The sequence below is a fragment of the Vibrio sp. HS-50-1 genome, from assembly GCF_024747315.1.
Classification (GTDB): Bacteria; Pseudomonadota; Gammaproteobacteria; order Enterobacterales; family Vibrionaceae; genus Vibrio; species Vibrio diabolicus.
In genome coordinates this window covers 22,182-31,392 of the sequence record NZ_JAMPZF010000027.1, presented here as the reverse complement: position 1 = coordinate 31,392, position 9,211 = coordinate 22,182, and the positions used below count along the sequence as shown (strand labels likewise).

General features: G+C 45.3%; 6 protein-coding genes and 1 rRNA gene. 1 reads left to right on the top strand and 6 read right to left on the bottom strand.

Going from position 1 to position 9,211, the window contains the following annotated elements; genetic code table 11:
* From NDJ01_RS14225 to zntR, 6 genes are all read right to left on the bottom strand, one after another.
* Nucleotides 1–117: ribosomal RNA gene (locus NDJ01_RS14225) — 16S ribosomal RNA — on the bottom strand; the annotation flags it as partial.
* An 817-nt stretch (nt 118–934) separates the two neighbouring features.
* Nucleotides 935–3,070 (bottom strand): lysine decarboxylase CadA, encoded by a 2,136-nt coding sequence (locus NDJ01_RS14220; protein ID WP_012841314.1) that lies wholly within the window; start codon nt 3,068–3,070, stop codon nt 935–937.
* Nucleotides 3,071–3,186: 116 nt separating this feature from the next.
* Nucleotides 3,187–4,530, bottom strand: coding sequence for a cadaverine/lysine antiporter (cadB, locus tag NDJ01_RS14215; RefSeq protein WP_005397292.1), 1,344 nt, complete (start codon nt 4,528–4,530; stop codon nt 3,187–3,189).
* 224 nt (nt 4,531–4,754) lie between these two features.
* Nucleotides 4,755–4,895: a hypothetical protein gene (locus NDJ01_RS14210; RefSeq protein ID WP_258586892.1), complete on the bottom strand. Its 141-nt coding sequence runs from the start codon at nt 4,893–4,895 to the stop codon at nt 4,755–4,757.
* 327 nt (nt 4,896–5,222) lie between these two features.
* Entirely contained in the window at nt 5,223–6,791 is a 1,569-nt protein-coding gene (gene cadC / locus NDJ01_RS14205) for a lysine decarboxylation/transport transcriptional activator CadC (protein WP_053808507.1), read from the bottom strand.
* Nucleotides 6,792–6,954: 163 nt separating this feature from the next.
* Nucleotides 6,955–7,353 carry a Zn(2+)-responsive transcriptional regulator gene (gene zntR / locus NDJ01_RS14200; protein WP_005397290.1) on the bottom strand — a complete coding sequence of 133 codons (399 nt, stop codon included), beginning with the start codon at nt 7,351–7,353 and terminating at the stop codon, nt 6,955–6,957.
* Nucleotides 7,354–7,618: 265 nt separating this feature from the next.
* On the opposite strand from zntR, the gene purH reads away from it, so the two are divergent.
* Nucleotides 7,619–9,211, top strand: coding sequence for a bifunctional phosphoribosylaminoimidazolecarboxamide formyltransferase/IMP cyclohydrolase (gene purH / locus NDJ01_RS14195; protein WP_258586891.1), 1,593 nt, complete (start codon nt 7,619–7,621; stop codon nt 9,209–9,211).

The following is a 9,211-nucleotide window of genomic DNA, read 5'->3' as shown; positions in this document are numbered from 1 at the left end:
CGCCGCTCGACGCCGTTATCGTTCCCCGAAGGTTCAGATAACTCGTTTCCGCTCGACTTGCATGTGTTAGGCCTGCCGCCAGCGTTCAATCTGAGCCATGATCAAACTCTTCAATTTAAGATTTTGTTCGGCTCAATGAATACTGAACATTACATAAAGTAATGTTTGAATTGACTGTGCTGAATCCGAAGATTCAATGGTCACTTCGTATCATTGAAACCTAATTTGATACCGAGGTATCTAATTGGATTATCATCAACGAGTGCCCACACAGATTGATAGGTTTATATTTTTAAAGAGCTTTTCTAACTTATCCAGCAACTTAGTTGCTCGTCGTTAGGGGTGCGTATCTTACTCCGCACCGTGAGAGAGTCAAGCATTTTTTCAAATTTCTTTTTCTCTCACTTCCGACTCGCTGTGTGACTTTCGTCTCACTCCGTGTCGGTGGATGCGCAGTATAGGGGGTTGAGAAATTAGCACAAGCGTTTTTTGCAAAAAAACCTTCAACCGCACAAATAACGAGCATTCTGCATAGATACTCAACGATCTTGTCTAATATTTCGGGTTGCAGAGGATCTTTTCATGATGAAACACCTGACTTCTGCATTAAAAGATCGCCGATTTCTTTGTGATTTCGGTTGCTGACCTTATCTCTCTTGGTTCTGTTTTCTCTTTCTATCTATATAAAGACGAAAAAAAGAGCAGAACGATAACGAACTGCTCTTTGGTCTTTGCTTTTTACTTGGGGTACTTCAGGTGAAGTCTTGGAAATTGCTTCTTCTATATAGAAGAAAAGATCAGAGCATCCTTGCCCTTCTCTTTTACGACAGATTAGCTAGGGGTATATCTAAATGTCGTGGTTGTTCGATGACACATTGAGCTCGTAAGAGTGGAGCATGCTTGCATTCCCAATGGCGTCATCTTCGAGAGGAACTTAGTTCTTCAATACTTTTACGGTGTAGCTACCATCTTTTTGTTGGTATAGACCGTGGATGTCGGTTTCGAAACCTGGGTAATGCGCACCGATCTCACAAAGCATCTCTAGGAAGTCCAGCACAGGGCGAGACTCTTGAGTCACCATTTCACCAGGAAGTACTAGTGGCACACCTGGAGGGTAAGGAAGGATCATGTTCGCACTTACGCGACCAACCATTTCTTCCAGTTTGATTTCTTCTACGTTACCGCGAAGCTCTTCTTGCCATGCTGCGTGTGGTGTTACTTTCATTTCAGGAAGAACATCGAACGCTTTGTACATTAGCTCTGGTAGATTGTATTTCTTAGTTAGGTTGTGAATCGCTTGTGCTAATTCTTGAACGCGCATGCCTTCATAGAAGCTTGGGTCTTCATTATATAGCGAAGGTAGGAAGCTCTTGATGGTTAGGTTCAAGTCGTACCCACGTTTAAATTCAGTCAGACCGCGTAGCAATTGCATTGCTTTTGATTTGTCGATACCGATTGAGAATAGGAACAACAAGTTGTATGGACCTGTTTTCTCTACCACGATGCCGCGCTCGTCTAGGAATTTAGCCACCAGCGAAGCAGGAATACCTGATTCTTCTAGTTCGCCTTCTTTATTCATCCCCGGAGTCAGTAGCGTGACTTTGATTGGGTCAAGATACATGTGGTTGTCATCCATGTTCTTGAAGCCGTGCCATGTATCGCTAGGGTCTAGTTTCCAACATTCTGTGGTATCGATGTTTTCTGGTTGCCATACATCGAAGAACCAGCTGTCACTTTCTGCTTCTAGGCGTTTGATCTCTTTACGGAAGCGAATTGCGCGATCGATAGAGTCTTGCATCAACTTCTTACCTGTGTTGCCGCGCATCATTGCCGCTGCAGTTTCAGTAGAAGCAACAATGCCGTACTGAGGTGAAGTTGAAGTGTGCATCATGAATGCTTCGTTGAAAGATTCTTTGTCAAAGTCACCTTTCACGTGAATCATTGAAGCTTGTGAGAACGCTGCCAACAGTTTGTGTGTTGATTGTGTTTCGTAGAACACTTTGCCTGGCATCGCTTCACCACTCATACCACATTTACCTTCGTAAATTGGGTTGAAGTTAGTGTAAGGCACCCAAGCACTGTCGAAGTGGATATGTTTACAATCTAGCGACTCTTTGATGAATTGCGTGTTGTACAACAGGCCATCGTAAGTTGAGTTAGTCACTACCGCGTAAGATGGCGCAGTTGCACCTGGTGTTTTCGCCACTTTCTCTGCAATGACATCGCGGCTGAATTCGCTTTGTGGAATACCACCAAGGATGCCGTATGCGTTACGAGTTGGGCGGAAGTAGATTGGTGTCACGTCGCTCATCATCATTAGGTGAGTCAGAGATTTGTGACAGTTACGGTCAATCAGTACTGTGCTGCCCGCAGGTGCTGAGTACATACCAACGATTTTGTTCGATGTAGACGTACCGTTCGTTACGATGTACGAGCTGTCTGCATTGAATGTACGTGCAATGTATTCTTCTGCATCTTTATGTGGACCTGAGTGGTCTAGCAGAGAGCCTAGTTCAGGCATTGAGATTGATACGTCCGCTTTAAATGTGTTTGGACCGTAAAAATCGTAGAAGATGCTACCAGCAGGGCTTTTCTGGAATGCAGTACCGCCCATGTGACCTGGAGTACAGAAGGTGTATTTACCTTCTTCTACGTATTTGAATAGCGCTTTAGTGAATGGAGGCATGATGGCATCTTTGTATGCCTCAGTCGCTTGGTTGATTTTGATAGCGATGTCGTCAGCCATACCTAAAGCGTACTCGAAGAAGCTCACGTTTAGACGTAGGTCTGTTAGTGAAATGTCTAGAGTAGACTGTTCGTTAGCAAATGCGTGAACAGGCAGTTTTTCGTTGATTTGGCTGATACGTTCACATAGCTCTAGTGAGTATTTATCCCAGTCGAACAGCACACCGCAAATACGTGGGTTCATCTCAATCATTTTGATCAAGTCTTTATCATCTACTGGGTAAACCACTTCGTAGCCCGCTTTCTCAAGAGCAGCGTGAAGTTGACGAACTGGCTCTTCTTTAAAGAACACACCCATGTGGTTCAAGATAGCGAAAATATTCATTTGGACATCTCCAAGGCGAATGAAGGCGCTCTCTGCCATTTACAGGCAGTGAGTAAGGTGAGCGCCGAGTGAATTTGTTTTTTATTGGCTGGCACCGAAGTGCCAGCGTTTGGGGATTAGTTGCTTGCTTGAGCAGGCATGTCGTCAGCGTGTAGCTTCATGTACTGAGCTAGGCCGGCTTTTTTGCTGTAGAACATCAAGATAACGAGAGACACGATGAAGGTTGCTGTTAGCGTACCGCCTTCTGCACCAGCAAGGGCAATGAAGCAGAACAGACAAGCTACACCAGAGAACAACATTACGAAGCCGTTGCGTGTTGTCATACCTTCGAAGCGAATCAAGTTAATGCTTGAGTAGAAGTAAGGCAGCATAGTTAGTAGTACTGCGTCAGTTGTTAGCTGGTTGAACAGGTCTGATGCGTGTGCTGTTTTAGAGCTAAAGAACATCAGTACAACCATTAATGCTGTCATCTTGATTGACGCAAGGATTAGACCTTTCTTAGGCACACCGTTTTTGTCAGTTTCGCCGTAGATTTTAGGGAAGTTGCCATCGCTTGCTGCACGTTTACCAGCCTCGCCCACCAGCATCATCCAAGAACCTAGCGAAGTGAAACATGCTAGTGCTGTGAATGCTGATACGAATGGTGCTGTCCAGCTACCGAATAGCTCAGTGGTTGCTAGTGCAAATGGCGCACCTGATGCCGCAACTTCAGAAGCAGGGAACATGCCGCTGATCATTTGAGTTGATAGGATGTAAATCACACCTGCGATACCAGTACCCAGCATGGTTGCTAGCGGTACGGTACGTTTAGGGTTTTCTACCATACCAGTCGATACCGCTGCTGATTCCACACCAACGAATGACCATAGACAGATAAGAACCGCTGTCACAATCGCATGGCTATCCGTACCCGCAGATACGTTCCAGTTTTGGCTGTATAGCGCAGTATCGAAGTGCGTCCAACCAAATGCGGCTGTACCAACAACTGGGATAAGGATAAGAACTAGACCAAGCGTACATAGACGGCTTACCCAGCTACCACCAAGTAGGTTAACGAAAGTGAAGATCCATACCGATGCAATCGTCGCAATACCTGCTGGGATTGGGTCATTAAGCACAGGGAAGAATACTGAAAGGTAAGAAACACCTGTAATAGCAATAGCTAGGTTACCAATCCAGTTCGCGTGGTAATAAAGCACGCCCGTTTGGAAACCAAAGACTGGGGAAACTTCGCCAGCGTAAGCGATAGGACCACCTTCTTGAGGGTTTTTGGTTGCCAGACGAGCGTAAACAAACGCAAGACTCAGTGCACCGATCAAACAGATCAGCCAACTGAAAATTGAAACAGAGCCTACTGAAGCTAGGCTAGAAGGTAACAGTGCAATACCACTACCCATCATGTTACCGGCGACTACACCCGTACAGGCAATTAGGCCGATTTTTTTCGTATTCGATGACATAACATCTCCAAATCTATTCTACTCAAGTCAACGTGACTCAAACTGAACGGTTATTAGCGAGATGCTATGAAGTAGATACTTGCTCGACCTCGCTAAATTTCGAAGTGAAGACTACGCCCAAAAATCGGGAAAAAAATAAACTTGGCGTTATCAATAAAATGATTAGTTAATCAACATCAAGTTGAGATAAACATGATAAACACAAAAACATAAAACTATATTATTCATGCAGTTATAAGAAAAAAATCAAGCCTTCTACCGATAGATAAACTTTCATCAACTCGTTGGTAATCGCGATAAAAATTATCAACCTCAATCAACTTCCCCGTCCCGAAGGGTTGATTCCCTGAACCTGTTGATTCCATAAACCTCTCCCTGATCGCGCTTTTTGACCCACATCAATATTCATCTCGCCTGCAAGAAAGCATCAGAATCATTCTCGCCAAATAACTCAGCCAGACACCCCATACAATCAATAGAGATAGAGATAGAGATAGAGATAGAGATAGAGATAGAGATAGAGATAGAGATAGAGAAGAAAACCGGATATGTCTTCCCGTTGCAAGCTTGCGTTACTGGCTCCTTCGTAAGTCATTACCCCACCGCCCACCCTTTTCACTTTTCGACAGCTACAAAAAAGCCCCTCACCGAAATGAGGGGCTAGTATTAAACTGACGTAGAGTGCGAGAGAATTAAAGCATTCGAACGACAGAAGGGTGAACAGCGCGATACATGGCGTAATCAATCGCCTTCATGTTACTTGGGAAGACCAAGTTTTCGCACAGCAGGTACGTCTCAACCGACGTATCAATATAGAAAGCTTCGCTGTAAGACTCACTGGCCAAATCCAGATCACCATCCAATTCAGCGTGCTTACCACGAATCACATAAGACAGCACCGAATCACGTAACCTCAAAGCCTGCCCAAGATGCTGCTTGGCTGAAGCCATGTCACCAATAATGGTTTCGTGCAGGGCTAAAGCTTCATAAATTCGCGGTTGAATTGGCCCAACCATCATTTTTACGTTAGTTTCTAGTGCGTCACTCAACTGCTGCACTCGCCCTTTCTTCAACTCCTGTGAAAAGTCGAGCACCTTCTGCACGTGGTAAGCAATCAATAACTCTGCCTGAACGTAAGCATTATCTGGCTCAATTTCTAAAATGTTTTCCAGCAAGTTGACGCCTTGGCGAAACTGCTTGGCATCCGAGACATTGAGATAATGGTTAGCTTGAACAAACAGCTCCAAAGCATCTGGGTTAATTGGCATTCCCGCCACCAGCATCGTGGATTTCAGCTTGGCATCCGGCACTTTCAGAACTTGCATCAAGTCTAACGACGCTTGTTGAAGCACTGTCTTTAAATGGCTGCTGGTTAACGCGTATTGACGACTAAACAACACCTTTTCAGATGAGTTATTCCGATATTCCACCTCTAAAAAGCTGCCACCCTCATTTTCACGAACCCGCACCACAACCGATTTGCCCGGCACAATACCCGAGGTAAACGACGTCTTCTTTAGCATGACTCGGTAATCGCTCACTTGAGCAATGTCGGACATCAACTTTTGGGCAAACCCGTCTGCCAAGTCGTAGCTTAACCCTTCGCTCGTGAAGTTATCTTGAAACTTGAATTCGATAAGGTGAGTATCGATGGCTTGAGTAATACGCACTTCCGATTGCTTGTAGGTAAACACACCCATCACCACAACCAAAACACTGATCCAGATGAAGTTCATGATCCCCAGGCGCCACGGACTGATTTTATTTTTTTTCGGAGGGGCCTTTTTCTCTTTAGACATCTCACAGACCGCGCGAGTCAGAGGGCCTGCAGGAAAGGTGACGGCAGGTGCGATAGGTGGAGTCTCTTCTTCTGGTTCATCAACAATAGGAGGAAGACTTTCTGAATCACAATGACGACTTGCGAGGAATTCCTCGAGTGTCATTGGGGTCACATTCGCCACCAGCTTGTAACCACGTTTCGGCACTGTAATGACGTAGCTGGTATTTTCTTCCCGACCGTCACGCAGTAATTTACGTAACTCAAAAATGGACTGAGTCACCACTTGATCGGTCACAATCGCCCCTGCCCAAACGTATTGGATCAATTCCTCACGATTGAACACCTCATTCGCATGCTCCGCTAGGAAATGCAGAAGATTAATTAAGCGTGGCTCAACAGTAACTTCCCTATCTTGTCGATACAGCTTATTTTCATCAACGCTTAAAACCCAGTCATTGATTTGAAAATAGACTCCAACCATGTATGAAAACTCTCGTATCTACAGACAGCGCTACGGCAGGAATCAAACAATGGTCAATTCCTACAGGTAACTAAAGGCGAGATTATAGGTGGGAAAACGGCGTGCACCTAGAAAAGCAAGCCGCCAAAAATGCAAACTTAAGTTAAGTGATGCAGAAATGAGACTACTCAAGTGCTGCAAGGATAGAACAATGAGTAGCATCATCATCCGTATGACCGCAGCAAGCATCATTGATCTTCTTCAAAGCTCGACGAATTTTCGTTAGCTCGTTAATTTTTCCATCAATCAGCTCTAACTTAGCAGAAGTAATAGCTTTAACCTCTGCACAGCTGTGTTCTGTTGCTTCTAGTTTGATTTCTAGTAGCTCTTTAATCTCATCCAGGCTCAGGCCCAGCTCTTTACCTTTAAGGATGAAGTGTACCTGCTTTTGATTCTCTTCATTATAGAGACGATAACCTGATTCACTTCGACCTGCGGGCTTTATCAGCGCGTTTTTCTCATAAAAACGCAGCGTATCTGCCGTCACACCACAACGTTTTGCCAGTTCACCTATCTGAAACATAACTTTCCCTATTAACTATCTCGTTACTTTTAAAGCTAAAGAACCTCTTTTTCACAATTATTTTTGAGATACCAAACGATTGCGCGAGCTTTTTTGTAATAAATTGGTTAGAATACGCGCCATCAAATGTGGAGACTGTTTTCTAACCAGAAAACATCCGGCAAAGGTCTTTACCAAAACTGGCCAATATTTTACCCCAAGAGGTAAAAACAAGTTCATTTTTGGCAAACATCTTTAACTCCGTGAATTTGAGGAAAATGGAAGCATGAATAACGCTCGTCCTATTCGCCGTGCGCTTATCAGCGTATCAGACAAAACAGGTATTGTTGAGTTTGCACAAGCTCTTGCTGAGCGCGGTGTCGATATCCTATCTACTGGTGGTACAGCACGCCTACTTGCCGAACAAGGCATCGCAGTAACAGAAGTCTCTGACTACACAGGTTTCCCAGAAATGATGGACGGCCGCGTTAAAACGCTTCACCCGAAAGTTCACGGTGGTGTGCTTGGTCGTCGTGGTCAAGATGACGACGTGATGGCAAAACATGGCATCAATCCAATCGACATGGTCGTTGTTAACCTATACCCATTCGCAGAAACCGTTGCAAAAGAAGGCTGTACACTAGCTGACGCGGTTGAAAACATCGATATCGGCGGCCCAACGATGGTTCGCTCTGCAGCGAAAAATCACAAAGACGTGACTATCGTTGTGAACGCTCATGATTACGATCGCGTTATCGCTGAAATGGACGCGAACGAGAAATCTCTAACACTAGAGACTCGTTTCGACCTTGCTATCGCAGCATTCGAGCACACTGCTGCTTACGATGGCATGATCGCAAACTACTTCGGCACTATGGTTCCATCTTACGGTGAGAACAAAGAAGGTGATGAAGAGTCTAAATTCCCACGTACTTTCAACCAGCAATTCGAGAAAAAACAAGACATGCGCTACGGTGAGAACAGCCACCAAGCAGCCGCATTCTACGTTGAAGCAAACCCACAAGAAGCATCTGTTTCTACTGCTCGCCAAATCCAAGGTAAAGCCCTCTCTTACAACAACATTGCAGACACTGATGCAGCACTTGAGTGTGTGAAAGAGTTCAACGAGCCTGCATGTGTAATCGTAAAACACGCCAACCCATGTGGCGTTGCGCTAGGTAAAGACATCCTCGAAGCGTACAACCGCGCTTACCAAACTGACCCAACGTCAGCGTTCGGCGGCATCATTGCATTCAACCAAGAGCTAGATGCAAAAACGGCTAGCGCTATCGTTGAGCGTCAATTCGTTGAAGTGATTATCGCACCTTCTGTTTCTGCTGAAGCGATTGAAATCGTTGCAGCGAAGAAGAACGTACGTCTACTAGAGTGTGGCGAGTGGTCAACGAAGACAACGGGCTTTGACGTAAAACGCGTCAACGGTGGTCTACTGGTTCAAGACCGCGACCAAGGCATGGTAAGCCTAGACGATCTTAAAGTCGTGTCTAAACGTCAGCCGACAGAAGAAGAGCTAAAAGACGCCCTATTCTGCTGGAAAGTAGCGAAATACGTGAAATCTAACGCGATCGTTTACGCGAAAGGCGACATGACTATCGGTGTAGGCGCAGGCCAAATGAGCCGCGTTTACTCCGCGAAAATCGCAGGCATCAAAGCTGCAGACGAAGGTCTACAGGTTGAAGGTTGTGTAATGGCATCAGATGCATTCTTCCCATTCCGCGACGGTATCGATGCCGCAGCAGAAGCCGGCATTAAGTGCGTAATTCAGCCAGGTGGCTCTATGCGTGACGACGAAGTTATCGCAGCAGCAGATGAGCACGGCATGGCGATGATCTTCACGGGTATGCGTCACTTCCGCCACTAA